Genomic DNA, 24,211 nt, shown 5'->3' with positions numbered 1-24,211 from the left:
TTGGCTAAAGAATGTATAAGTGATGAGCAGCATCCGTTCGTTAAGTGCTACCCTCACTATAGCTTATTACCTGCTAATTTGCAAAAGACTGTAACATGCTAATTGAGCTCCGGCTTTACAGGTCCAATCACATAAACAGTCCGGGATTTACGCCCAAAGTTACGGGCATGGCTCAGTGAATCGTAGTATACATCCACCTTATTGCCTTTGATGGCACCGCCGGTATCCTCTGCACGGCGGAATCCTAATCCCTCAATGTACACCCACCAGCCGATAGGAATTACATTCGGATCTACAGCAATAGTACGGCCTTCCGTTACGCGTGTGCCGGAAGCAGTCCGTGTTCCAATGCCCGGCTCTTCAGATGAGTATGCCGTCATGGATACGTTTTTAATCATTTTTTTGTACTGGAAGTCTACGCCTGCCTTGTGCACGACGTTGCTGGTTTTTGCAGCTTTTGCAGATTTTGCAGTTGTTGCTGCTTTTGCGGTGGTTTTGGAAGTTGTTTTTGGTTTGGATGTTGTTGCAGCAACTACAACGGGCTTAGGAACCGGCTTCGTACCAACGGCAATAATCTTGTCTTTGGTAACCGTCTCAACTTCCTTGCCGACCATGCTCATGGAAACCAGCTCACCATCTTGATAGATCTTCTCGATGTGCTGGACAATGGCACCCGGCTTGCCTGCTTGTGCAACTCTGTTGTCCCCTACGTACAGGGAAGGGTCTGCGGTTTTGATAACCCGGAAAGGCAAGCTTACCGTCCGTTCTACCTTTTGCTTGGTGATCCGGACAATCTTGGCCTCCATACCGGATGATACTGCGGTATCAAGCGAAGGGAAAATCTTGTCGTTGCCCTCCAGGCTGTAGCCCAGCTTGGTAATGGCATCCCCGAGCGATTTCTCGGTGGTATACAGTGTTTTGGTTGCCCCGTCTACAGTAAGACTAATCGCCTGCGCGCGGGTAATGACGACACGGTCACCGTCTTGTATTTCATCGCCAAGGCCTATGGATACTTTATCATGCGGCTGGACTGTAATCTGTTCTTTGGCCAGCACATCACTGAGCAGTGCCTCACGCGTCTCCAGCGTCAGCACTTTCCCGTCTATTACTAAATTTATTACTTTATTGCCTTGACCGTGTACGTACAGCAGAATAAGCAGCGCGATAACGATTGATACCACACCTGCAAGCGAAAGTACGCGAGGATTCACTTGCTTCCACCGTAATGCGAAAGACCTGCTGGATGATTGCGAATCATGGGATACTTCTGGTTGGAATACGCCCATTCTCTCCATCCTCCTTACATAGCCCCGTCGTCCAAGTTGTATATCATGTAGACTGCATCATTTGTGACGAAACTAGGTTTGAGATTGCAACAGGATACGCCCGCATTGCTTCAGCGTTTCCTGCTCATGGATCGCCTGCTCGGCATAGTGGCTCCAGAACACTGTTATATAACAGTATGCCGGGTTCATTCGCATTATTCAAAACAAAAGAAGCCTAAAAAGAGTTCATAGAGGACTCTTTCGTGGCTTCTCCGGATGTCAGAATACGCGGGAATGTTATGCACGAGGTTGCCTCTCTTACTTTGCGCTTACGGGGTTAGCTGTCGGGTTCGGGCATAAGAGAGACGCCCTATCTCAGGTCACCCGCTCATGGCGGTTGCCCTCAAATTCACCCCAAAGACCACGTGAAGAAATCAAATAATGTCTGCGCATATTACGTGTTGTACTCTATGTACTGGCATGCAGCAGTGCAATATTGGTTCCCCCGTTCTCCGTACGGAGACTCAGCGAGACGATCCATGAATCAGTGACTGTCACAGTAACAACAGCTCACTGCACTGAAAAGATGATATCCTGTTTTGATGCATGTTGTAAAGGACGGTTCAACCACGTTTAAGCAAAAAAATGATTAAAAATTTGTAATAATCGGCCATTTTTTTATTAAAAAAGTTTAATAGGTCGGCTATACTCTATTTTTCACCTGTTTTACTCCCGTTTTCAGACAATCCCAAATCGTTCCAGTGCGTTCGCATACGTAATTTCAGCTAATTCCTGTAAATCAATCCCTTTTATTTCCGCGGCTGCCTCAGCTACCAGCTTCACATGAGCAGTCTCATTTCGCTTGCCCCGGAACGGGTGCGGTGTAAGGTATGGAGAGTCCGTTTCGATGAGTAATCTGTCCAGCGGGGTCTGGGCGAGAACCTCCTTGGGCACCCTGGCATTCTTGAAGGTTATCGGCCCTCCGAAGGACAGATGGAACCCGAGATCGAGACACATTTTGGCCGTTTCCCAGCTCCCGGAGAACGAGTGCATGACTCCGCCGATCTCGTCTGCCTTTTCCTCACGCAAAATACGCACCACATCCTCATGGGCATCACGGTTATGAATACTAATTGGCATTTTCAGCTCGCGGGCCAGCCGGATTTGCTTGCGGAACACCTCATGCTGTACCTCTTTGGGAGAAGTGTCCCAGTAATAATCAAGCCCAATCTCGCCGATGGCGACTACTTTGGGATGGCTGCACAAGGATGCGATCCACTCCAGATCTCCTTCCTTCATGTCAATTGCATCCTGGGGATGCCAGCCGACGGCTGCATAAATATAATCATGCGATTCGGCGAGCTGCATAGTACTTGGAATCGTTTCCCGGTTAAATCCGATATTGATCATCTTGGTAACGCCTGCCTCCAAGGCCCGGGCGATTACCTCTTCGCGGTCCTCGTCGAATTGCGGAGCATCCAGATGGGTATGAGTGTCGAACAAACGCATAGCGGTATTCCCTCCATATTCTGATTTCTATGATGAATTCCATAATTTTTTGTATTATTTTTCAAAGATTTCTGCAATCGATGCCGGAAGACCTGGGAGGGCTTTCTGCAGCTTATCCTGCGGAAAATACAGATGATATCTGCCGCGGTGAATTCCGCTGATTGAGCGCACAATATCCGAGACTTCGGAGATTTCCCGCAGCTGGTCATGACGGTCGAGCAGCAAAATCTGCTTGCTGTCAAAGCCCTCTCCCGGACGGAAAACGTCATAAGGGAGATCTGTCGGATAATCGATTTCAAGGTCGTAATCCGGCAGCAGGCCGGCCCCGGAAAAGCTCCGGCGGATTTCGTCGATCGTGTCAGAATCCAGATTCTCTACCTCTACATATTTATACAGTTTACGATGAATAAAACGGCTGCACAAGTCGCTCAGCAACTCGTCCGCTTCCAGCGTCCACTGCATAAAGGCTGTCTGTACCAGCGCTTCATCAAGCAGCAGATACTGCTGAACCGTTACATCGCCTGCAAATAAATCACTTAAAGGATCGATCATGAAGCCGAACGTATAACCGGACTCCACCAGTTCCTTGGCTCTGCGGAAAATTTGCCGCAGGATAATCTCCGAGCTGCGTGTAACCGGATGAAAATACACCTGCCAGTACATCTGATACCGTGACATTAAATAATCTTCAATCGCATGCATACCTGATTCCTTCACGACGACCCGTCCGTTGTAAGGCCGAAGCATACGCAGAATCCGGTCGATATCTATCGTGCCGTAGTTGACTCCGGTATAGTATGCATCACGAAGCAGGTAATCCATGCGGTCCGCATCCAGAGGGCCTGACACCAAATTGACAACAATTTCATGTTCATAGGTTTTGGCAATGACTGAAGCTACCTTTTGCGGGAAATCTTCCGCCACATCCTTCAAAATCGAAGTGATCTCTGTATCCTCCAGAATAATCCGGCAGGTCCAGTCCTCGTGATTCATTTCAAAAGCTTCTTCTATAGAATGGGAAAATGGCCCATGACCCAAATCATGAAGCAGCGCCGCACAGAGGGTTAACAGGCTCTCCTCCGGCATCCAGTCTTTGTATTTGCTCCGTTCAAACTGGGATATGATTCTCCGCGTAATTTCATACACACCAAGTGAATGTGAAAAACGGCTGTGTTCCGCTCCATGAAATGTGAGATAAGAGGTGCCAAGCTGGCGGATCCGGCGAAGACGCTGAAATTCCTTCGTATTAATCAGACGCCAGATAATTGTGTCCTGTACGTGAATATAATTATGAACGGGATCTTTAAATACCTTTTCTTCTGACAGCAGCTGCTTCATGTGGTCAACTCCTTTTTGATAATAGGATTAGAAATCAACTGGAATAAAGAGTATAACAAAGAATAATGTCGCACTTTGTCGAATGATGACAATTTATCAGGAGTGTAATCGACAAGTCAATTTATTCCTGATTTTTGAGGAATCAGGTTAACCGTAAGCAGATCAAAGTTTTATTCAAAAATTCCCTAAAATTCGGCTCAAAAAAGGTTGACTGTTTTGGGAATGGTTGGTATTATGAATATCATAAAACGGTGAACAATGTCGAATAATGACGGCCTTTGAACATTGAGAGGAGCAAGATTGCAATGATGAAATCAACGGGAATTGTAAGAAAAGTAGACGAGCTTGGACGGGTTGTTATTCCGATTGAGTTGCGCCGTACACTGGGCATTGGAGAAAAGGATGCGCTCGAAATTTACGTGGACGGTGAGCGGATCATGCTTAAGAAATATGAGCCTGCCTGCATTTTCTGCGGCAATGCTGAGAACGTTACCTATTTCAAAGGCAAAATTGTTTGTCACGAATGTATTTCTGCCATCCCTACCCCTGTGACAAACTAAAACAAATAGGGTATAATAAGAACTAATCAAATTGTTAATTCTAACCTTTTTATATCTCCTTGGCCTCCCTTGATTGGGGGGTATTTTTTTGCCTCTTTTTGACCCTCCCAAACCCTCCCTGCAGGGAGGGCCCCAAGGGCCCCGGCCCTCTGGACACCCGGAAGCTTGTCGAATTGTCCGGCAGTGCGGAAGTCAGTAACGGTCGGCGCAAGACCGGCCCTCTTTCGGGCAAGCCCTCGGGGCCTTGCCATGCCAGGGGTTCGCCATAGGCAATTCGCCTATGGCGGCTGCGCAGGTACTCCCGTGCGGCGAATGACGGTGAACCCGCTGTCCCTTCGGGATGCGCTTAACGTCGGCACGCCCGCGGCACTTGGTGCTTGCTGGTTACTGACTGGCGAGTGACGGGCGAGCTTAGGGTCGCTGTCCCTTCGGGATGCGCTTAACGTCGGCGCGCCCGCGGCACTTGGTGCTTGCTGGTTACTGGCTGGCGAGTGACGGGCGAGCTTGAGACCGCTGTCCCTTCGGGATGCGCTTAACGTCGGCACGTCCGGGGTACTTGGTCCTCACTGGTTACTGGCTGGCGAGTGACGGGCGAGCTTGAGACCGCTGTCCCTTCGGGATGCGCTTAACGTCGGCACGTCCGGGGCACTTGGTCCTCACTGGTTACTGGCTGGCGAGTGACGGGCGAGCTTGAGACCGCTGTCCCTTCGGGATGCGCTTAACGTCGGCACGTCCGTGGCACTTGGTCCTTACTGGTTACTGGCTGGCGACTGACGGGCGAGCTTGAGACCGCTGTCCCTTCGGGATGCGCTTTACCCTGGTGCGGCAACGGCCTTGATAAAATTGGATAAATGTGTATAAAACAGTTAATTTGGCCAAATCACTCGCTGTGCTGATTTAAATGTAAATTGCACCTTTGTTCCCAGGTAATAACTTATAGTGTTTTGGTTTCCATAGATATAAATGTACTAATTTCATAAATGACCAATATAAGGGTACTTTTTATCTAATACATGTAACAACTACAATTATTTTTTAACCATCCTCAGCTTTTCTAACCCCTTACTCCCTCTCCAGCAATGCGTTATAAATATCCCGTTTGGCCAACCCGCGGTCAGCAGCAGCCTTTTTCATAGCTTCCTTACGTACTACTCCGCCATTTTCATAATGACTGACATGCTCCTCAATGCTCAGCTCCTGCCACCACGCAGCTTCCGCTTTCTCTGCCTCTTCTTTGCTTTCTCCTTCAACCACAATAACATATTCACCGAGCGGAGGATGCTCCTCCAGCCAGGCTATGCACTCCTCAATAGTACCGCGGAGGAACTCTTCGAACCGTTTGGTTAGTTCACGGGCCAGGACGACACGCCGGTTGCCGAATGCTTCTTGTAAATGTACCAATGTCTTGGCCACACGATGCGGGGACTCGTAGAACAGCAATGTTCCCTGCACTGAACGAAGCCCTGATAATACAGCACGGATATCCTTCCGCTCCCGGGGAAGGAATCCGGCAAAGGTAAAGCTGGTTGTCGGAAGCCCCGAAGCGATCAATGCGGACAGAGCGGCATTGGCTCCTGGTACTGGAATGACCGGAATATGATGTTCAACGGCCAGGGCTACGAGATCAGCACCAGGGTCGGAAATGGCCGGCAGACCGGCATCGCTGACCAGGGCCAGATTTTTACCTTCTATTATATAGCGTATCAGCTCAGGTCCGCTCGCTGCCTTATTATGCTCATGATAGCTGAACAGCATGGAAGGCGTGATATCGAAATGGCTGAGTAATTTACGCGTCTGTCTTGTATCCTCCGCTGCAATGATATCGCACTCCTGTAAAGTACGCACTGCGCGGTAGGTCATGTCCTCCAGGTTACCGATAGGCGTAGCGACCAGATAGAGACTGCCGCTTCCTTCCCGTTTATGTTCCTCACTGCTGCTTTGAAAGCTGCTTTGGCATGATATAGTCATTAGTTACCCTCTTTGTTTCCGTAGTAAATGTCCATAATCTCCGGACAGTATTGATTGTCCTCATTATATACGATAAGCGGAGGTTGTAAACGCACCTCGGGCTTCCCGTCCCGTGCAGCTTCAATCAGAACCATATTGGCTTCCAGATGCGCCCGCGGATGCACGAAGCGTATAAGCTTGGGCTCAAGCCGGTACTGCCGCATAAGACTGATGATGTCGGCCAGGCGCTGAGGTTTATGAACCATGCTTACTTTGCCGCCGGTGCGGACCAGCCGCACACAGGCCTGAATAACCTCTTCAAGAGTGCATCCGATTTCATGGCGGGCCATGGCCTGATGCGTATTCAGTTTCAGATCACTGCCGTTAAGCGGCATGTAGGGCGGGTTTACAGTGATGGCATCATATACTCCATAACCTGCCGTAGTATGCAGCTCGCGCAAATCCCCCTCATGAATGGTGATCCGGTCTTCCAGACCGTTCATGGTGACACTGCGGCGGGCCATATCCGCCAGACGGGGCTGAATCTCAATTCCTTCAATAGAAGCTTTGGTACGCGTGGTCAGCAGCATCGGTATAACCCCATTGCCAGTACAGAGGTCCAGCACTCTGCCGCGCGGCGGTATTCCCGCGGACCGGGCAAGCAGCACCGCATCCATAGAGAAGCTAAAAACCTCATCGCTCTGGATAATACGCAAATCATGGGTCAGCAGATCATCCACCCGCTCCGAGGGGAGCAAAGGAACAGAGGTATCATTCTTAGAATTCGTCATCGTCATCTCCTACAAACTTTGTTAAGTATATATAAAATTCAAAAAAAACCGTAGGCGAAATCTCCTACGGCTGGATATCCTTATTTATTAAGAAAAGAAAGACAGAACAAGCAGTCACCTTCTGTACGCAAATGCCCGAAATAGACATTGCAGATATGGAATCCCTCATGGTACAGACGGGCCAGATTGTCATAGCCTTCTCCCACAACCTCTTCCGCTCCCTCTGACGCCGCCAGAAGCGCTTCCGCCTCAGCCGTATCGACAGCAGGATCCAAAGGTGCGTCCCTTTTCAGTATTTTGCGAAGCTGCTCATTCTCTAGGCTAAGCCTTTGATTCGCTTCCATCAGTTCCTTAACCGTCTGTTTCCAGTCTCCGAGACTTGCGCGCATCGTTTCCATCTGCGCTTCCATCTCCTGCATGTGTGCAAATATATTTATCTTCTCCAAGTTTCCACCCCGAAAGTAACCTTATGGTTTACTTGACGACAACATCATCCATTGGAAGTTCCTTAACTTTGCCCACTTCGAACAACTGCACATGGACTGTGCGGTTTCCGGCATTAATTCCTACAACCTTGCCGTCACCCATTGATGTGATGACAATCTTGCCCACCGCCGGCATTTCTTCCTTCACACTTTCATAATTATCATGCTCAAATTTCAGGCAGCACATAAGTCTTCCGCACAAACCTGAGATCTTCGTTGGATTAAGCGACAAATTCTGATCCTTGGCCATCTTAATCGATACCGGTTCAAAATCGCCAAGCCAGGAAGAACAGCATAACACCCGTCCGCATGGCCCTAAACCGCCCAGCATCTTGGCTTCATCACGGACTCCGATCTGACGCAGTTCAATGCGGGTACGGAATATGCTTGCCAGGTCCTTAACCAATTCGCGGAAATCGACTCGGCCCTCGGCAGTGAAATAGAAAATGATTTTGTTACGGTCAAATGTAAACTCCACATCCACCAGCTTCATTTTGAGGCCGTGATCGCGGATTTTATTTAAACAGGTGGTAAAAGCATCCTTCGCTGCGCTCTTGTTCTCCTCGACCACGCGTGCATCGGTATCACCGGCGATACGCATGACCTTTTTGAGCGGGAGTACAACATCAGCTTCCTGCACCTCTTTTTTGCCAACGACTACTCTACCGTATTCGACCCCTCTTGCCGTCTCAACAATGACACATTGATCCTGTTCAATCGGAAAATCAAGCGGATCGAAATAATATATTTTACCCGCTTTTTTGAAGCGGACACCTACTACGCTGTACAAAAATTAACCCCCTTGTTTGCCGGTAAAAGGAACCCCTAAGCAAGTCCGCTCCCTGGTGATCCATGCTTGTCCTTCCTATACGTTAAACCCATACTCCCAGGCAAAGCTTGATCCGGAGGATATATATAATAACCCTTTAACTTTCCAGTCGGATTAGGAACTGCTCCAGACACAGCTGGGCGTTGGCATTGGAACGGAGTTTGCGTGTGCTCTCCGCCGCGAATTCCATATAAGCCACCCATTGTTCCGTACTCCGCTGACGGGCAGCCTTGGAAATAAAGTCTACCTGATCTATGAAAACAATACTTTCGTGTCTCCGGTACAGGAAGTGGAGCATATCTTTGAACCACAGGTGGAACATGCTGAAAAGAATATCCAAATGTTCACCGAGCCCGGTCTTGAACAGCTTCTGCCCGGCGGTCGCCACCGCGGTGCTGCCTTTGCCCAAAGACTCCTTTGCTAATTGTAACACTAGATTTCTCATTTCTGCAAACCAATTCTGTGCCAAAAGTTCCCTGCAGCCGTCAAGTCCTGAGGTCAGCGATACCGCACACCGGGCCATCGGAGCCGGAACCCCCTCCGATGATAATGCCTGAAGCATGATCTCCGGATGCAGCGGGCTGAACGGAATGCGCTGAGTTCTTGACTGTATCGTCGGAAGCAGGGAACTAATATTCTCGGAGAGCAGAATACCCACTGCAGGAGCGGGCGGCTCTTCCAAAAACTTGAGCAGACTGTTGGCGGCTTGCACCGTCATTTTGTCCGCTCCTTCTATAATATAGACCTTCGGGTTAGTTCCTTCCGACCGGTAGGAAAACACGCGCTGCAGCTCACGGATCTGGTCGATCTTCAGACTCGCCCCATCCGGCTTCAGCAGTGTCAGATCCGGGTGATTGCCATGCTCCACCTTCCGGCATTCGAGACATTCGCCGCAAGCGTCATCCTGGCATTTGGTGCAGAATATCGCTTGGGCGAACATCAAAGCCGTTTTCATCTGCCCGCTTCCGGAGGGGCCGGTGAACAAATAGGCATGACTGACCGCATCCTTACGCAGAGCATTTTGCAGCAGGCGTTTGGCATCCTCCTGGCCTAATATATCATGAAAAGGCATAAATTCCTCCAACTCTTTTAAAAAGCAAGGTTAATCAGCATCCCGCGAATTTCCCCGACCCGGCCCAGCAGATCAATACGGCCCTGTTCACTTTCCAGCAGGTCATCAGCAAGATTCAGCAGCGCAGCATCAATCTCCTCCAGCAGCTTGTAACGCTTGCCTCTGCCGCGCCGGTCCCAGCCCTTCGTTTCCTTCAGAATGACCCCGCGGCGCGCAGTCTCCTCCAGAAATTTCTTGACCATATTCCGGTAAATAGCCAGTTCACGGACGGTCATTGACTTGGCTAACCGGTCGCCCTGCTGCTGGATATCCTTAATCTGGCGGTTCAATTCATCTATGGTTTTTTGCTCACCCTGCTGCTGAAAGATATCCGTGAATGTCTTCTGCTGGACAGGCCGGCGTTCCCCGTCAGCATTCGGGAGTTCACTCTTTAAGGGCCTGTAGCCCGGATTTATCTTCAAAGGTATCTACCGTCCTTATTTGTTTATTGCCTGTAGATGCTTAGTAATGCTCGAACCGGTCGACAGGAAGCACGAATACAGTAGCTCCGCCTACCTGCACTTCAACCGGAAGCGGCAAATAGGAATCCGTTGTACCGCTCATCGGTGTAACCGGAGTAACAAGCTGTTCACGGACTTTGCAGCTGTTGCGGATAACGCCGAGTACAGCTTCTACCTGGGAGTCGTCAACACCAATCAAAAACGTGGTATTGCCTGCCCGCAGGAATCCGCCGGTACTTGCCAGTTTGGTTGCACGAAAGTTTGCTTTGACTAGTTCACTGGACAGCCTGTTGCTGTCTTTATCCTGGATAATGGCAATGATCAAATTCATCTTCGTTTTCCCTCCTACAATTTAGTTATTGTACAGCAGCACACTTATTAATATTAGACAAGAATAGTCAAAAACCCTTTAATAAGCGTTCCTCCAGCGTCCGGACAATATCCTGCTCCACCATATGGACAGGACGGTTGGCATCAAGCACTACAATGCGCCGGGGATCTGACTGCACAATGAGCTGATAACCTTCCCGGACTTTCTGGTGAAAGGCCAGGCTTTCCAGATCGAGCCGGTTAACCTCCCGTTCTCCATTAGCGGCAATCCGCGACAGTCCTACTTCAGGATCAACATCCAGGTAGAACGTAAGATCAGGCATCCGGCTGCCGATTGCAAAACGGTTAATGCTCCAGACCTCTTCTATACCCAGTCCCCTGGCATGCCCCTGATAGACCAGGCTGCTGTCAACAAAACGGTCACACAGTACAGTAAGACCTTCCTTCAGTGCAGGCTCGACTACCTCCGCCAAATGCTGGCTTCTTGCTGCTGCATACAGCAGTGCCTCTGTCCGCGCATCCATGGCTGTGTGTGCCGGATTGAGAATAATCGAACGGATTTTCTCGGCGATCTCAACGCCTCCCGGTTCACGGGTAACGAGATAAGGCATGGAGTGGTTCTGGAGATATGCGGCTACCCGCCCCAGTACTGTTGTTTTTCCTGAGCCATCGCCTCCCTCCAGAGTAATGAAGAAACCCTCGCGTCCCACTTATTCCTCTCCGCCCTTCTTATTGTTGTATACTGTGACATGCTGTAAGGCCGGATCGCTGCAGGCCTGAAACTTGGCTCCGCCTTTGCTGAGGCTGCTGAGCCTGCGCTGTACAGCTTCTGTAATGATTTCGCCCGGATAAAGCAGCGGAATGCCTGGAGGGTATGGAATGACCATCTCTGCTGCCACTCTTCCTACACTGTATTCAAGTGGAATGGGTTCTGTTTCCCTTGGATCAACCGGTTTTAGGGAAAAAGACACCGGTGCCGAAACAGAGTGTCCGCTAAAATTGTTCCACGTGGAATTATTTGCGGTACTGGTCTGCCCATTCTCCGGCGTATCGAATAACGCAGGTTCAGGCACCGTCCCGGTAAAGTCAGCGGCTGAATACGACTCTGGCAGCCCATGCCCCTTATCACCACTCTTGTCTGATACAGGCAGCCGGGCTGGCGCTTCAGCCTCAATCTCTGCCAGCGCAGCCAGCAGCCGCTCCGTCTCTTCCGCCTTCGAGCCTAGGCTGAAGGCCAGCACTACATGCCGGTGATCGCTCATCTCCGGCACAATGCCCTTTTCCTCGAGCTTGCACTGCAGCTCGAAGCCTGTCAGGACCCCGGCGGCGTCATAAATGACGGCTTTGAAAGGGTCCTGCGTGCAGTACGCCGCCGTGCCCTGCGGCGGCGTCCCTTCTCCGGCGGCTGCAGCAGCGCCGCCTGAACGCTGCAGCGGCACAGCCGGCTGCAGCAGCCCGTAGCGCGGCTGCTCTGCGAGGCCGCGCCTGAGCTTGTCCACGGCGGCAAGTCCCGCCGTGAAGGCACCGGCAGGCTGGCTGTGCACCAGCCGCCGGGCCAGATCGAGCGAAGCCATCACGGGGTATGATGGGCTGGAGCTCTGCACCATGGCAAGCCGCTGCCGCAGGAGCGTGCGGTCGAGCCGCGGCCCCTGTACATGCAGCATGGCGCCCATGGTCATCGCCGCAAGCATCTTGTGCGTGGACTGCACGACGCCGTCCGCGCCACAGGCCAGCGCCCCTGCCGGAAGCGCCGGATGCAGCCCGTAATGGGCGCCGTGCGCCTCATCGACGAGCAGGGGCACCCCGCTGTCGTGGCAGGCCTCTGCCAGAGGCGCCAGGTCGCTGCCCATGCCGTAGTAATTCGGCATGGTGACCAGCACCGCTGCGGCTTCGGGATAGGCGGCAAGGGCCGCCCGCACACTTTCAGCCGCAGGAGCAACGGCGAGACCGCTGGCGTCATCGATCAGCGGCTCCAGAAAAACAGCCCTGGCCCCCGCCAGCATCAACCCATGAATCACAGACTTGTGGACGTTGCGCTGAAGAATCAGTGTCATTCCCGGCTCAGGGCAGACCGTCAATAGGAGTGCAAGATTACCTGCCGTGCTTCCGCCCACGAGAAAAAAGCTCTCCTCAGCCCCAAAACAATCCGCCGCCAGCTCCTGGGCTTCCTGAATAATCCCCTCAGGATGATGAAGGTCATCCGTGCCTGTAATTTCTGTCACGTCGTGTTTCATGACCTCACCGAGATATCCGGCACCCCGGGACCCGCTGTAAGCTTGTCCATTCTTGTGACCGGGTACATGATAAGAAATATGATTTGTAGCTCTATATTGTTCCAGCATTTCGTATAGAGGTGCCCTGCCAGGCTGTAAATTGTCCATAGTTTATTCCTTCCCTGGGGGTTACCTTCTATTTTAACGCAAATCTGCCTCAACGCCTATGCTTCCGTTCAAAACGATCCTTCACACAACAAAACGGCTCACTACCATTTAGGGCAGAGAACCGTTATCTTGAGTACTTCTTATGCAGCCCGCGCGACACATAACCACCGCCTGATCTTGTTAACCACTATGGATATCTTCACCTTTTGTGGAGCCTACGCATTTTTCTGCAGCTCAATCTTTTTCATCCGGCTGATAAAAAAACGGTATTTGGCATCCTCGGCTTCTGTACGCACCATTTCACTCTCGCAATCCTCACAAATGAAATGGGAGACAATCACAATACCTTCCTCTTTGACCTGTCCGCAAATAATGCAGGGCTGTCCGGTTTGCTGTTCCATAATCATCCCACCTTGACTCTTTTAAGAACAGTATGTTACATATTCTATTATTTTAAACCTTTTCATAGTGTTTTCCTATCCGCCTAGCCTAAAATATAATATTCCTGTACTCCCCCGGCGGTGCCTTCCCTTAATAAGTTTAACAAAATGCTGCTGTCCGCCGATATTAGTAACATGAGTATTTGCAAGGAGGTCAGATCTTTTTTATGGAACCGAATACTAAGGGTGCAGCTACATTTTATCAATACAAGCTTATCAAAAAAATCAACTTAACGCCGGTTAAGCTGCGTATTTATTTGGCGCTCCCTCTTATCTTCATAGTACTGGAAACTGTATTCCTGTCCTGGTGGAGTATTCTCTATGCAGCTGTTGCTGCTCCCGTTCTGTTGTGGATCCAGTATGTGGTCTCACGTTCTGTTTTGCTGATTACGGGTCATCCCATCGTTAAAAGGTGGAAAATTTCTCTTCGCCTTCCTTGGCTGGGCTATATGCCTGAACAATACATCAGCTACGGAATTTTCCGTAAAGTCCAGCTTCATAACTTCTGGATCGGGCTCTGTATTACTGCGCTTTTTGTCGTCTGGTCTCCGCCTGCCTTCACCTCTTCCATGGTGTTCTGCCATCTTTGGCTGCTGCTCCCGAGACTGTATACGCTGATGAAATTGCAACAGGAAGATAAAAGCGGAATGTTAAAGTTCAATCCGACCGATGTATCTTATTACGCCCAGTAACCTCTTTATGCTGCATACATATGGCTGCGAATCGTCTACATTATACGCTAACCAAATAAACGCCGTCCGGCAGCGGACGGCGTTTATTTTATTTACTTTTAAGCCCTTTTACGGAAACCTTGTTTTCCTTCGGAATCATTACTATAAAATAATCGTTATGCACGGTTAAATGTACAATCAGACCCTCTTTTTGAAAAACACGGGAATTCTCTGATTCGTCTTCCTTCAGTTCTTCCCATCCCCAGGCCTTGATAGCTTCCAAGTATGGCTCCGGTACGCCATTCTTCTCTTTAAGCCCCGGCAAAGAGTAACGCACATAATCCATAGCCACATTTGTGGTTGTACTGTCCGGAGAAGTGGCTTCCTTAGGGACAGGAAAGCTTTTTTCATTCATAGCACCCTCAAAGCTGTCCCAGGAAGGCGCCTTTGTTCCGCAGCCAACCAGCATTACACCTACTATACAAACAATGAATAATATCCAAAAGGGGCGGGCTTGCTTCATACCTTAAACCTCCTTACCTCTACCATGCATCTAAAGACACAAAAAAATTCTCTATTAGAATTTACCGGTAGTTCATTCGTATTAAGGCGCTGCTTAATATTTGCACTTTTCTATTATACTTTGATCCGGTATAACGTCGGTAACAAAAATGTCACTCAATTGTAAGCGTTTTATTTACTTTTTAAAACCATACTATGCGGACTGAACGGGTGTTATTTCAGTAACAGTCTCTAAACACAACAAAAAAGCCATTGCTGAGTGATCAGCAATGGCTTGATGTGCTTGGCGGCGTCCTACTCTCCCAGGACCCTTCGGTCCAAGTACCATCGGCGCTGGAGGGCTTAACGGTCGTGTTCGGGATGGGTACGCGTGGAACCCCTCCGCTATCGCCACCAAACGCGCATCTGCGGTGCAAATGCTTCAGGAACTTGATTCCTGAAAACTGAATCCGAAACAAATCTGCGTTTTAATTTTGGATAAGCCCTCGACCGATTAGTATTGGTCAGCTCCATGCATTGCTGCACTTCCACCTCCAACCTATCTACCTCGTCGTCTTCAAGGGGTCTTACTAGTTGGGAAATCTCATCTTGAGGGGGGCTTCACGCTTAGATGCTTTCAGCGCTTATCCCGTCCGTACGTAGCTACCCAGCCATGCTCCTGGCGGAACAACTGGTGCACCAGCGGTACGTCCATCCCGGTCCTCTCGTACTAAGGACAGCTCCTCTCAAATTTCCTGCGCCCACGACAGATAGGGACCGAACTGTCTCACGACGTTCTGAACCCAGCTCGCGTACCGCTTTAATGGGCGAACAGCCCAACCCTTGGGACCTACTTCAGCCCCAGGATGCGATGAGCCGACATCGAGGTGCCAAACCTCCCCGTCGATGTGGACTCTTGGGGGAGATAAGCCTGTTATCCCCAGGGTAGCTTTTATCCGTTGAGCGATGGCCCTTCCATGCGGTACCACCGGATCACTAAGTCCGACTTTCGTCCCTGCTCGACTTGTAGGTCTCGCAGTCAAGCTCCCTTATGCCTTTGCACTCTTCGAATGATTTCCAACCATTCTGAGGGAACCTTTGAACGCCTCCGTTACTCTTTAGGAGGCGACCGCCCCAGTCAAACTGCCCGCCTGACACGGTCCCTGTACCCGCTTAGGGTACCAGGTTAGAACCTAGATACGATCAGGGTGGTATCCCAACGGCGCCTCCACAGAAGCTTGCGCTCCTGCTTCTACGGCTCCCACCTATCCTGTACAGATCGTACCCAAATTCAATATCAAGCTGCAGTAAAGCTCCATGGGGTCTTTCCGTCTTGTCGCGGGTAACCTGCATCTTCACAGGTATTAAAATTTCACCGGATCTCTCGTTGAGACAGCGCCCAAGTCGTTACGCCATTCGTGCGGGTCAGAATTTACCTGACAAGGAATTTCGCTACCTTAGGACCGTTATAGTTACGGCCGCCGTTTACTGGGGCTTCGGTTCATAGCTTCGGGTTACCCCTAACCACTCCCCTTAACCTTCCAGCACCGGGCAGGCGTCAGCCCGTATACTTCGCCTTGCGGCTTCGCACAGACCTGTGTTTTTGCTAAACAGTCGCTTGGGCCTTTTCACTGCGGCCCCCTCGGGCTATTCACCCTACCGAGGCACCCCTTCTCCCGAAGTTACGGGGTCATTTTGCCGAGTTCCTTAACGAGAGTTCTTCCGCGCGCCTTAGAATTCTCTTCTCGCCTACCTGTGTCGGTTTGCGGTACGGGCACCTTCTCCTGACTAGAGGCTTTTCTTGGCAGTGTGAGATCATGACCTTCGCTACTGTAATTTTCGCTCCCCATCACAGCCCAGCCTTACGGTGTGCGGATTTGCCTACACACCAGCCTCACTGCTTAGACGGACATCCATCAGTCCGCGTCACTACCCTCCTGCGTCACCCCATCGCTCATAGCGGATTACGGTGGTACAGTAATTTCAAACTGTTGTCCTTCGACTACGCCTGTCGGCCTCGCCTTAGGTCCCGACTTACCCTGAGCGGACGAGCCTTCCTCAGGAAACCTTGGGCTTTCGGCGGATCAGATTCTCACTGATCTTTTCGTTACTCATACCGGCATTCTCACTTGTGTACTCTCCAGCGCTCCTTACGGTACACCTTCAACGCATACACAACGCTCCCCTACCCCTGATGCATACGCATCAAGCCATAGCTTCGGTGGTGTGTTTAGCCCCGTTACATTTTCGGCGCAGAGTCACTCGACCAGTGAGCTATTACGCACTCTTTCAATGGTGGCTGCTTCTAAGCCAACATCCTGGTTGTCTGTGCAACTCCACATCCTTTCCCACTTAACACACACTTGGGGACCTTAGCTGATGGTCTGGGCTGTTTCCCTTTTGACAATGGATCTTAGCACTCACTGTCTGACTCCCGGCAAGAAGTAAATGGCATTCGGAGTTTGACTGAGCTTGGTAACCCTTGCGGGCCCCGCACCCAATCAGTGCTCTACCTCCACCACTCCATTCACCGAGGCTAGCCCTAAAGCTATTTCGGGGAGAACCAGCTATCTCCGAGTTCGATTGGAATTTCTCCGCTACCCCCACCTCATCCCCGCACTTTTCAACGTACGTGGGTTCGGGCCTCCAGTGCGTGTTACCGCACCTTCACCCTGGACAGGGGTAGATCACACGGTTTCGGGTCTACGTCCACATACTCAGTCGCCCTATTCAGACTCGCTTTCGCTGCGGCTCCGGCTTCTCACCTTAACCTTGCATGTTAAACGTAACTCGCCGGTTCATTCTACAAAAGGCACGCCATCACCCATAAAACGGGCTCTGACTTCTTGTAAGCACACGGTTTCAGGTTCTATTTCACTCCCCTTCCGGGGTGCTTTTCACCTTTCCCTCACGGTACTGTTTCACTATCGGTCGCCAGGTAGTATTTAGCCTTAGCAGATGGTCCTGCTGGATTCATACGGGGTTTCACGTGCCCCGCACTACTCGGGATCCGTCTCGGAGAGAACACAGTTTAGGTTACAGGGCTTTTACCTCTATCGCGGGCCTTTCCAGACCTCTTCACCTACCATATTCTTTTGTAACTCCATGTGAGACGTCCCACAACCCCAGGAGGCAAGCCCCCTGGTTTAGGCTGTTCCGCGTTCGCTCGCCGCTACTGACGGAATCACTATTGTTTTCTCTTCCTCAGGGTACTTAGATGTTTCAGTTCCCCTGGTCTGCCTCTGCACATCCTATGTATTCAGATGTGAGTGACTGCGAATTACCACAGCCGGGTTTCCCCATTCGGACACCCCCGGATCAAAGCTTGCTTACAGCTCCCCGAGGCAGTTTCGTTGTTCGCCACGTCCTTCGTCGGCTCCTGGCGCCTAGGCATCCTCCGTGTGCTCTTATTAGCTTAACCAACGCTACGGTGTTTCGCTTGTTTGCTCATCTTGTTTTGAATAGCGCGTCCGGATCACTCCGTACGCTAGAATATTCAAAGCCAAAAGTCGCTTCACAATCGAAAACCTTCGCTTTCAGCATCGCTATTAAATCTTCACTTGTTTACACAAGTTCAGCTTAAAGGAATGTTCTAAAACGCAAATTCGTTTCGGTATCCAGTTTTCAAGGATCAAGTTTCTGTAAGTTCTGGTCAATCACAGCTGTGTCGATAGAAGTTACAGAATGTTGAGAGCTTAAACTCTCAAAACTGAGCAACGAGTGAGTAACTAACCGACCGGTTAGATTTAAGATTTGAATGTCTTCATTGCAGAAGACGATTCTCCATAGAAAGGAGGTGATCCAGCCGCACCTTCCGATACGGCTACCTTGTTACGACTTCACCCCAATCATCTACCCCACCTTCGGCGGCTGGCTCCCTTGCGGGTTACCCCACCGACTTCGGGTGTTGTAAACTCTCGTGGTGTGACGGGCGGTGTGTACAAGACCCGGGAACGTATTCACCGCGGCATGCTGATCCGCGATTACTAGCAATTCCGACTTCATGCAGGCGAGTTGCAGCCTGCAATCCGAACTGAGACCGGCTTTGCTGGGATTGGCTCCACCTCGCGGCTTCGCTTCCCGTTGTACCGGCCATTGTAGTACGTGTGTAGCCCAGGTCATAAGGGGCATGATGATTTGACGTCATCCCCACCTTCCTCCGGTTTGTCACCGGCAGTCACTCTAGAGTGCCCAGCTTAACCTGCTGGCAACTAAAGTCAAGGGTTGCGCTCGTTGCGGGACTTAACCCAACATCTCACGACACGAGCTGACGACAACCATGCACCACCTGTCTCCTCTGTCCCGAAGGCCGCCTCTATCTCTAGAGGATTCAGAGGGATGTCAAGACCTGGTAAGGTTCTTCGCGTTGCTTCGAATTAAACCACATACTCCACTGCTTGTGCGGGTCCCCGTCAATTCCTTTGAGTTTCAGTCTTGCGACCGTACTCCCCAGGCGGAGTGCTTACTGTGTTAACTTCGGCACCAAGGGTATCGAAACCCCTAACACCTAGCACTCATCGTTTACGGCGTGGACTACCAGGGTATCTAATCCTGTTTGCTCCCCACGCTTTCGCGCCTCAGCGTCAGTTACAGCCCAGAAAGTCGCCTTCGCCACTGGTGTTCCTCCACATCTCTACGCATTTCACCGCTACACGTGGAATTCCACTTTCCTCTTCTGTACTCAAGCGATCCAGTTTCCAGTGCGACCCCAGGTTGAGCCCAAGGTTTAAACACCAGACTTAAATCGCCGCCTGCGCGCGCTTTACGCCCAATAATTCCGGACAACGCTTGCCCCCTACGTATTACCGCGGCTGCTGGCACGTAGTTAGCCGGGGCTTTCTTCTCAGGTACCGTCACTCCGGCAGCAGTTACTCTACCGGACGTTCTTCCCTGGCAACAGAGCTTTACGATCCGAAAACCTTCATCACTCACGCGGCGTTGCTCCGTCAGGCTTTCGCCCATTGCGGAAGATTCCCTACTGCTGCCTCCCGTAGGAGTCTGGGCCGTGTCTCAGTCCCAGTGTGGCCGTTCACCCTCTCAGGTCGGCTACGCATCGTCGCCTTGGTGAGCCGTTACCTCACCAACTAGCTAATGCGCCGCAGGCCCATCCCGTAGTGACAGATCGCTCCGTCTTTCATTCTTTCTTCAGGAGAAAAAAGAAATTATCCGGTATTAGCTACCGTTTCCGGTAGTTATCCCAGGCTATGGGGCAGGTTGCCTACGTGTTACTCACCCGTCCGCCGCTAAGCAACGGTTTCCCAAGGGAAACCGTTAGCTCCGCTCGACTTGCATGTATTAGGCACGCCGCCAGCGTTCGTCCTGAGCCAGGATCAAACTCTCCAATTAGTATTGAAAAGAGCGATAGCTCATTTTGAAACATCTGACGAGAATTTGCATTCTCATTTTTGGATCTCACCGAAGTGATTTCCAGGTACTCACTCGTTGTTCAGTTTTCAAAGATCAAGCTCGTTGTTAGTGTCGATTATCTCGTCACCAGCAACTCTTATACTATATCACATCCGACCGATCAATGCAAGCTTTTTTTTATTTTCTTATTTTAGCTTAGCGTTGATGTTTCGCGGCCAGATATAGAATATACCACGTATAAATTATCTTTGCAAGTACTTTTTTAGAAGACTCATATATAGACTATAAGACCGCAACTCTCTGTTCCGCGTGAAGGCATTCTTCAGTTATTGCGGTCTCGATAATAAAATTAGATTATCCTCTCAGGCGATGATTTCCTGAATGTACAGGTTCCGTTCCATCATCAGGTTAACAATCATACCTTCTACCTGAACCATAGGCCGTGTAGGATTACTGCGGTCTGTAAAAATGATCTCTCCATGACGACCATCGCTAAGTTTTATTTTGGTCCCGCTGTGCAGATCCGTTGTCTTCTGAATGAAAGTCTGTACGATGGCCGGATCCAGCTTGCCGAAGCTTTCCGCCAAAAGCTGCTCCAAAACCAGATAAGGCGACTGGGCTCTTCTGTAGGCTTTCTCCAGTGTCATTGCATGGAATATATCTGCCACTGCTACAATCTTCGCATAAAAGTGAATCTGGCTTCCCTCAAGCCGCAGGGGATACCCGGAGCCGTCAATTTTCTCATGATGCTGCAGTGCCGCAAGTCTTACGCCTTCATTAATCGCTGTAACCCCCCTCAGCAGCTGGTATCCGTAGGTAGTGTGTCTGCGGACTTCCTCTACTTCCGCTGCAGTCAAAGGTGTTGGCTTTTGCAGCAGTGAGCTGTCTACCTTCACGTTACCGATGTCATGCAGCAAGCCGGCAAAGGCAGCCTGCATCCAATCCTTTTGCGGATATCCGCACCACTGGGCAATCTTATAAGAGGTTAGAGCTGAAAGAACTGCGTTATGATAATTATAATCCTGATCAAGCAGTACCCTAGGGGCAAACTTCAGGACATGATAATCTTTGAGCTGACTTATCAATGATTCCAGCTGGCTCCGCAGTTCAAAAATAGGCAGCGCGGCGGCGGCGGCCGAGTGATAGCTCTTTTTAATGAGCGCCAGCATTTTTTCATATTCATCATGAAGAGGGGAATTCGTCTTGGCAAGCCGCGACTGGTTAATCGTAGCACCTGCTTTGACGGATGACTGCTTGGCAGCTGCCGCCGGCTCCGGAGATTTATTCTCAGCTTGCACCCCTTCAACCTCTACCTGCTGAATCAGAAAAGCCTGCAAAATCTCAATATCGCGCGGCAGTATGATTTTTCCTTTTGCAAATAATACCCCGCCCAAGGGAGTGACAACATCTTTAGTGATCTTTGAACCCGGTTTAACTTCTGTTACCGATATGCTCGGCATAAACTCAGCCCCTCTATTTCTGTGGCACTTGGCTTTTAGGAATTACATTTAATTTGTTAATTATAGTATGGAAAATTGCAGGCGACTAGATAGAGCAGGGACATTACTCATAAAAATTTACACATATATAAAAAGAGCATGAGTTTCTGATAGAAACCCATGCCCTTTCTGTAATCTTATCTATTATTCTTCGTTGCTTTCTTCATCTTGGTTATCAGATTCAGGCTGGTCAGACGTTACTGCTTCTTCTGCTGCTTCACCTAGAACCTCTTCGCCATCCTCAAGCTCAGGCAGCTCTTCCTCTTTGTCTGCTCTGCACAGCGTCGCTACCGCATCATCCTCACGGATATTAATCAGCTTAACGCCCTGCGCATAACGGCCCATTGTGGAGATACCATCCATGCTTGTACGGATCAGGGTACCGCTTGTCGTGATAATCATCAGGTCTTCATCCTTCTTAACAACCTTCAGACCGACTACCGGACCATTCTTATCCGTAAGGTTAATCGTCTTGATGCCCTTACCGCCACGGGTCTGTGAACGGTAATCGGCCGCTGGTGTCCGCTTGCCGTAACCCTTAGTCGTTACAATAAGCACTTCCAGATCCTTATCGACACAATCCATACCGATCACATGGTCATTGTCGTCAAGGGTAATCCCCTTAACCCCGGTTGCGCTGCGGCCCATGGAACGCACATCGTTCTCGGAGAAAGTAATGGACATCCCGCGTGCAGTACCGATAATCAGATTCTGCTCACCGTCAGTCAGCTTCACTTCAATCAGGGAATCCTCTTCCCGCAGGTTGATAGCAATAAGTCCGCCTTTGCGGATGTTATTGTAATCTTCCAGAGGGGTCTTCTTCACTATCCCTTCACGGGTCGCAAAGAACAGATACTTATCACTGTCCCCCTCCTCAACCTGGATGACTGCACTGATCTTCTCGCCCTGCTCAATCTGAATCAGGTTGATGATCGGTGTTCCCCGTGCCGTACGGCCCAGCTCAGGAATCTCGTAAGCTTTGATCCGGTATACTTTACCCTTATCGGTAAAGAACATCAGATAGTTGTGGGAATTACTTACGAAGAGATGCTCTACGAAATCCTCATCCTTCGTATCCATACCGATAACACCCCGGCCTCCGCGCTTCTGGCTGCGGTAGGTGCTGACTGGCAGGCGTTTGATGTAGCCGGTGTGGGTAATAGTAATTACAACCTCTTCACGCGGGATCAGATCCTCATCGAGAATGCTCTCTTCACCGATGGTAATCTCAGTGCGGCGGTCATCCGAATACTTGTCACGGATTTCCTGAAGTTCATTGCTGATGATATCAAGCACAAGGTGCTCGTTAGCCAGAATCTCGCGGTACTCGGCAATTTTGGCCATCAGCTCATTATATTCATTTTCAATCTTCTCACGTTCCAGTCCGGTCAGGCGCTGCATCCGCATATCGAGAATGGCCTGAGCCTGCTCAACGCTGAGACTGAAGGTCTCAATCAAGCCTTCACGGGCAATATCGGTTGTACGGGAAGCTCTGATCAGTGCAATGACTTCGTCCAGATGATCCAGCGCGATCCGCAGACCTTCCAGGATATGCGCCCGTGCCTCTGCTTTCTTGAGATCAAAGATTGTCCGGCGGCGGATTACTTCAATCTGGTGCTGCAAATAGTGATACAGCACTTCGCGAAGATTCAGAATCTTCGGCTCTTTGCCGACGATAGCCAGCATATTAATGCCGAAGGTGGACTGCATTGCAGTATGCTTGTAGAGATTGTTCAAGACTACATTCGGATTAACATCCCGTCTCATCTCGATCACGACCCGCATACCATTGCGGTCAGATTCGTCACGAAGATCGGTAATGCCTTCGATCCGTTTTTCGCGGACCAGTTCCGCAATCTTCTCTACGAGTCTGGCTTTGTTGACCTGATAAGGCAATTCGTGCACAATAATCCGTGCTTTTCCGTTATTCTCTTCAATGACTGCCTTGGCGCGCATCGTAACCGATCCGCGGCCTGTCCGGTAGGCCTGGCGAATACCTTCACGGCCCAATATATACCCTGCAGTAGGGAAATCCGGTCCTTGAATATACTCCATGAGCTCCATAGGCGTAATGTCCGGATTCTTGATCATTGCCTGCACACCGTCAATAACCTCACCCAGGTTATGCGGAGGAATATTGGTTGCCATCCCTACAGCGATTCCGCCTACCCCGTTAACGAGCAGATTAGGATAACGTGCAGGCAATACTACCGGCTCATTCTCTTCACCGTCGTAGTTGGGTGCAAAATCTACCGTTTCTTTATTGAGATCCCGAAGCATCTCACCGGCAATTTTGGACAGCCTTGCTTCTGTATACCGCATTGCAGCAGCCATATCTCCGTCAATCGATCCAAAGTTACCGTGCCCGTCTATGAGCATATAGCGCATGGAGAAATCCTGGGCCATCCGTACCATTGTTTCATATACAGCAGAGTCCCCGTGAGGGTGATACTTACCGATAACCTCACCAACGATTCTCGCTGATTTCTTGTGAGGCTTATCCGAGAACATCCCAAGTTCCGACATCGCAAACAAAATGCGTCGGTGAACAGGCTTGAGTCCGTCCCGCACATCCGGCAAAGCCCGGCTGACAATGATGCTCATCGCGTAATCCATAAAGGATTCGCGCATTTCCTCACCAATGTCCCGATCTTTGATTTGCGGGTTATTTTGTTCAGCCATGAGTTGCTGGACCTCCTTCAGTTAAAAACCGCTACCCTTTATTA

General features: G+C 50.3%; 18 protein-coding genes, 3 rRNA genes and 1 riboswitch. Of the genes, 2 read left to right on the top strand and 19 right to left on the bottom strand.

The window, feature by feature from the left end; translation table 11 throughout:
- Nucleotides 1-98 precede the first annotated feature (98 nt).
- The 3 genes from C2I18_RS12200 to C2I18_RS12190 all read right to left on the bottom strand — a co-directional run bounded on the left by C2I18_RS12200 (nt 99) and on the right by C2I18_RS12190 (nt 4,112).
- Nucleotides 99-1,286: a resuscitation-promoting factor gene (locus C2I18_RS12200; protein ID WP_249901436.1), complete on the bottom strand. Its 1,188-nt coding sequence runs from the start codon at nt 1,284-1,286 to the stop codon at nt 99-101.
- A gap of 289 nt (nt 1,287-1,575) precedes the next feature.
- A riboswitch (cyclic di-AMP (ydaO/yuaA leader) is annotated at nt 1,576-1,805 on the bottom strand.
- A 198-nt stretch (nt 1,806-2,003) separates the two neighbouring features.
- A complete protein-coding gene (locus tag C2I18_RS12195; protein ID WP_249901435.1) occupies nt 2,004-2,774 on the bottom strand; it encodes a TatD family hydrolase in 771 nt (256 codons plus the stop codon).
- A gap of 54 nt (nt 2,775-2,828) precedes the next feature.
- Entirely contained in the window at nt 2,829-4,112 is a 1,284-nt protein-coding gene (locus C2I18_RS12190; RefSeq protein WP_249901434.1) for an HD domain-containing protein, read from the bottom strand.
- 305 nt (nt 4,113-4,417) lie between these two features.
- On the opposite strand from C2I18_RS12190, the gene C2I18_RS12185 reads away from it, so the two are divergent.
- Nucleotides 4,418-4,672, top strand: a complete 255-nt coding sequence (locus C2I18_RS12185) for an AbrB/MazE/SpoVT family DNA-binding domain-containing protein (protein ID WP_019914502.1) — start codon at nt 4,418-4,420, stop codon at nt 4,670-4,672.
- A 1,062-nt stretch (nt 4,673-5,734) separates the two neighbouring features.
- Here C2I18_RS12185 and rsmI read toward each other — a convergent pair.
- The 10 genes from rsmI to C2I18_RS12135 form a co-directional block, all read right to left on the bottom strand.
- Nucleotides 5,735-6,640 (bottom strand): 16S rRNA (cytidine(1402)-2'-O)-methyltransferase, encoded by a 906-nt coding sequence (gene rsmI / locus C2I18_RS12180; RefSeq protein WP_249901433.1) that lies wholly within the window; start codon nt 6,638-6,640, stop codon nt 5,735-5,737.
- Nucleotides 6,640-7,410, bottom strand: coding sequence for a tRNA1(Val) (adenine(37)-N6)-methyltransferase (locus C2I18_RS12175; protein ID WP_249901432.1), 771 nt, complete (start codon nt 7,408-7,410; stop codon nt 6,640-6,642). Before C2I18_RS12175 ends, rsmI begins: the two co-directional genes overlap by 1 nt.
- 80 nt (nt 7,411-7,490) lie before the next feature.
- Complete coding sequence (locus tag C2I18_RS12170; protein WP_249901431.1) at nt 7,491-7,856, bottom strand: initiation-control protein YabA; 366 nt, start codon at nt 7,854-7,856, stop codon at nt 7,491-7,493.
- 28 nt (nt 7,857-7,884) lie between these two features.
- Nucleotides 7,885-8,685, bottom strand: coding sequence for a PSP1 domain-containing protein (locus C2I18_RS12165; RefSeq protein ID WP_249901430.1), 801 nt, complete (start codon nt 8,683-8,685; stop codon nt 7,885-7,887).
- Nucleotides 8,686-8,821: 136 nt separating this feature from the next.
- Entirely contained in the window at nt 8,822-9,796 is a 975-nt protein-coding gene (gene holB, locus C2I18_RS12160; RefSeq protein WP_249901429.1) for a DNA polymerase III subunit delta', read from the bottom strand.
- A gap of 17 nt (nt 9,797-9,813) precedes the next feature.
- Entirely contained in the window at nt 9,814-10,257 is a 444-nt protein-coding gene (locus tag C2I18_RS12155; protein ID WP_249901428.1) for a YaaR family protein, read from the bottom strand.
- Nucleotides 10,258-10,297: 40 nt separating this feature from the next.
- Complete coding sequence (locus C2I18_RS12150) at nt 10,298-10,627, bottom strand: cyclic-di-AMP receptor (protein WP_151737885.1); 330 nt, start codon at nt 10,625-10,627, stop codon at nt 10,298-10,300.
- A gap of 67 nt (nt 10,628-10,694) precedes the next feature.
- Nucleotides 10,695-11,336, bottom strand: coding sequence for a dTMP kinase (gene tmk / locus C2I18_RS12145; RefSeq protein WP_249901427.1), 642 nt, complete (start codon nt 11,334-11,336; stop codon nt 10,695-10,697).
- A complete protein-coding gene (locus C2I18_RS12140; protein ID WP_249901426.1) occupies nt 11,337-13,007 on the bottom strand; it encodes an aminotransferase class I/II-fold pyridoxal phosphate-dependent enzyme in 1,671 nt (556 codons plus the stop codon).
- 215 nt (nt 13,008-13,222) lie between these two features.
- Nucleotides 13,223-13,408: a sigma factor G inhibitor Gin gene (locus C2I18_RS12135; protein WP_249901425.1), complete on the bottom strand. Its 186-nt coding sequence runs from the start codon at nt 13,406-13,408 to the stop codon at nt 13,223-13,225.
- Between the two features lie 206 nt (nt 13,409-13,614).
- Here C2I18_RS12135 and C2I18_RS12130 point away from each other — a divergent pair, with 206 nt between their 5' ends.
- Entirely contained in the window at nt 13,615-14,139 is a 525-nt protein-coding gene (locus C2I18_RS12130; RefSeq protein ID WP_249901424.1) for a hypothetical protein, read from the top strand.
- A gap of 88 nt (nt 14,140-14,227) precedes the next feature.
- On the opposite strand, the gene C2I18_RS12125 is transcribed toward C2I18_RS12130, so the two are convergent.
- From C2I18_RS12125 to gyrA, 6 genes are all read right to left on the bottom strand, one after another.
- Nucleotides 14,228-14,641: a hypothetical protein gene (locus C2I18_RS12125; RefSeq protein WP_249901423.1), complete on the bottom strand. Its 414-nt coding sequence runs from the start codon at nt 14,639-14,641 to the stop codon at nt 14,228-14,230.
- A 280-nt stretch (nt 14,642-14,921) separates the two neighbouring features.
- Nucleotides 14,922-15,038, bottom strand: a 5S ribosomal RNA gene (gene rrf / locus C2I18_RS12120).
- A 75-nt stretch (nt 15,039-15,113) separates the two neighbouring features.
- Nucleotides 15,114-18,040: ribosomal RNA gene (locus C2I18_RS12115) — 23S ribosomal RNA — on the bottom strand.
- A gap of 368 nt (nt 18,041-18,408) precedes the next feature.
- A 16S ribosomal RNA gene (locus tag C2I18_RS12110) occupies nt 18,409-19,965 on the bottom strand.
- Together the 16S, 23S and 5S rRNA genes form the textbook arrangement of a ribosomal RNA operon.
- Nucleotides 19,966-20,348: 383 nt before the next feature.
- The gene (locus C2I18_RS12105) at nt 20,349-21,446 is read right to left on the bottom strand and encodes an HD-GYP domain-containing protein (RefSeq protein WP_249901422.1); all 1,098 of its coding nucleotides are present in this window, start codon (nt 21,444-21,446) and stop codon (nt 20,349-20,351) included.
- A gap of 183 nt (nt 21,447-21,629) precedes the next feature.
- A complete protein-coding gene (gyrA, locus tag C2I18_RS12100; RefSeq protein WP_249901421.1) occupies nt 21,630-24,167 on the bottom strand; it encodes a DNA gyrase subunit A in 2,538 nt (845 codons plus the stop codon).
- Between the last annotated feature and the right edge of the window lie 44 nt (nt 24,168-24,211).

Origin of the sequence: Paenibacillus sp. PK3_47, assembly GCF_023520895.1 — a bacterium.
In the GTDB taxonomy this organism is placed as follows: Bacteria; Bacillota; Bacilli; order Paenibacillales; family Paenibacillaceae; genus Paenibacillus_AQ.
The sequence above is the reverse complement of the archived record's forward strand: the minus strand, read 5'-3'. Positions and strand labels throughout refer to the sequence as shown.

What these genes read in the sequence shown, in the direction of transcription:
- rsmI (WP_249901433.1), bottom strand. Translation starts at nt 6,640, where the DNA reads ATGACTATATCATGCCAAAGCAGCTTTCAAAGCAGCAGTGAGGAACAT.
- C2I18_RS12105 (WP_249901422.1), bottom strand. Translation starts at nt 21,446, where the DNA reads ATGCCGAGCATATCGGTAACAGAAGTTAAACCGGGTTCAAAGATCACT.
- C2I18_RS12140 (WP_249901426.1), bottom strand. Translation starts at nt 13,007, where the DNA reads ATGGACAATTTACAGCCTGGCAGGGCACCTCTATACGAAATGCTGGAA.
- C2I18_RS12135 (WP_249901425.1), bottom strand. Translation starts at nt 13,408, where the DNA reads ATGGAACAGCAAACCGGACAGCCCTGCATTATTTGCGGACAGGTCAAA.
- C2I18_RS12200 (WP_249901436.1), bottom strand. Translation starts at nt 1,286, where the DNA reads ATGGGCGTATTCCAACCAGAAGTATCCCATGATTCGCAATCATCCAGC.
- holB (WP_249901429.1), bottom strand. Translation starts at nt 9,796, where the DNA reads ATGCCTTTTCATGATATATTAGGCCAGGAGGATGCCAAACGCCTGCTG.
- C2I18_RS12150 (WP_151737885.1), bottom strand. Translation starts at nt 10,627, where the DNA reads ATGAATTTGATCATTGCCATTATCCAGGATAAAGACAGCAACAGGCTG.
- C2I18_RS12185 (WP_019914502.1), top strand. Translation starts at nt 4,418, where the DNA reads ATGATGAAATCAACGGGAATTGTAAGAAAAGTAGACGAGCTTGGACGG.
- C2I18_RS12130 (WP_249901424.1), top strand. Translation starts at nt 13,615, where the DNA reads ATGGAACCGAATACTAAGGGTGCAGCTACATTTTATCAATACAAGCTT.
- C2I18_RS12195 (WP_249901435.1), bottom strand. Translation starts at nt 2,774, where the DNA reads ATGCGTTTGTTCGACACTCATACCCATCTGGATGCTCCGCAATTCGAC.
- gyrA (WP_249901421.1), bottom strand. Translation starts at nt 24,167, where the DNA reads ATGGCTGAACAAAATAACCCGCAAATCAAAGATCGGGACATTGGTGAG.
- C2I18_RS12125 (WP_249901423.1), bottom strand. Translation starts at nt 14,641, where the DNA reads ATGAAGCAAGCCCGCCCCTTTTGGATATTATTCATTGTTTGTATAGTA.
- C2I18_RS12190 (WP_249901434.1), bottom strand. Translation starts at nt 4,112, where the DNA reads ATGAAGCAGCTGCTGTCAGAAGAAAAGGTATTTAAAGATCCCGTTCAT.
- C2I18_RS12175 (WP_249901432.1), bottom strand. Translation starts at nt 7,410, where the DNA reads ATGACGAATTCTAAGAATGATACCTCTGTTCCTTTGCTCCCCTCGGAG.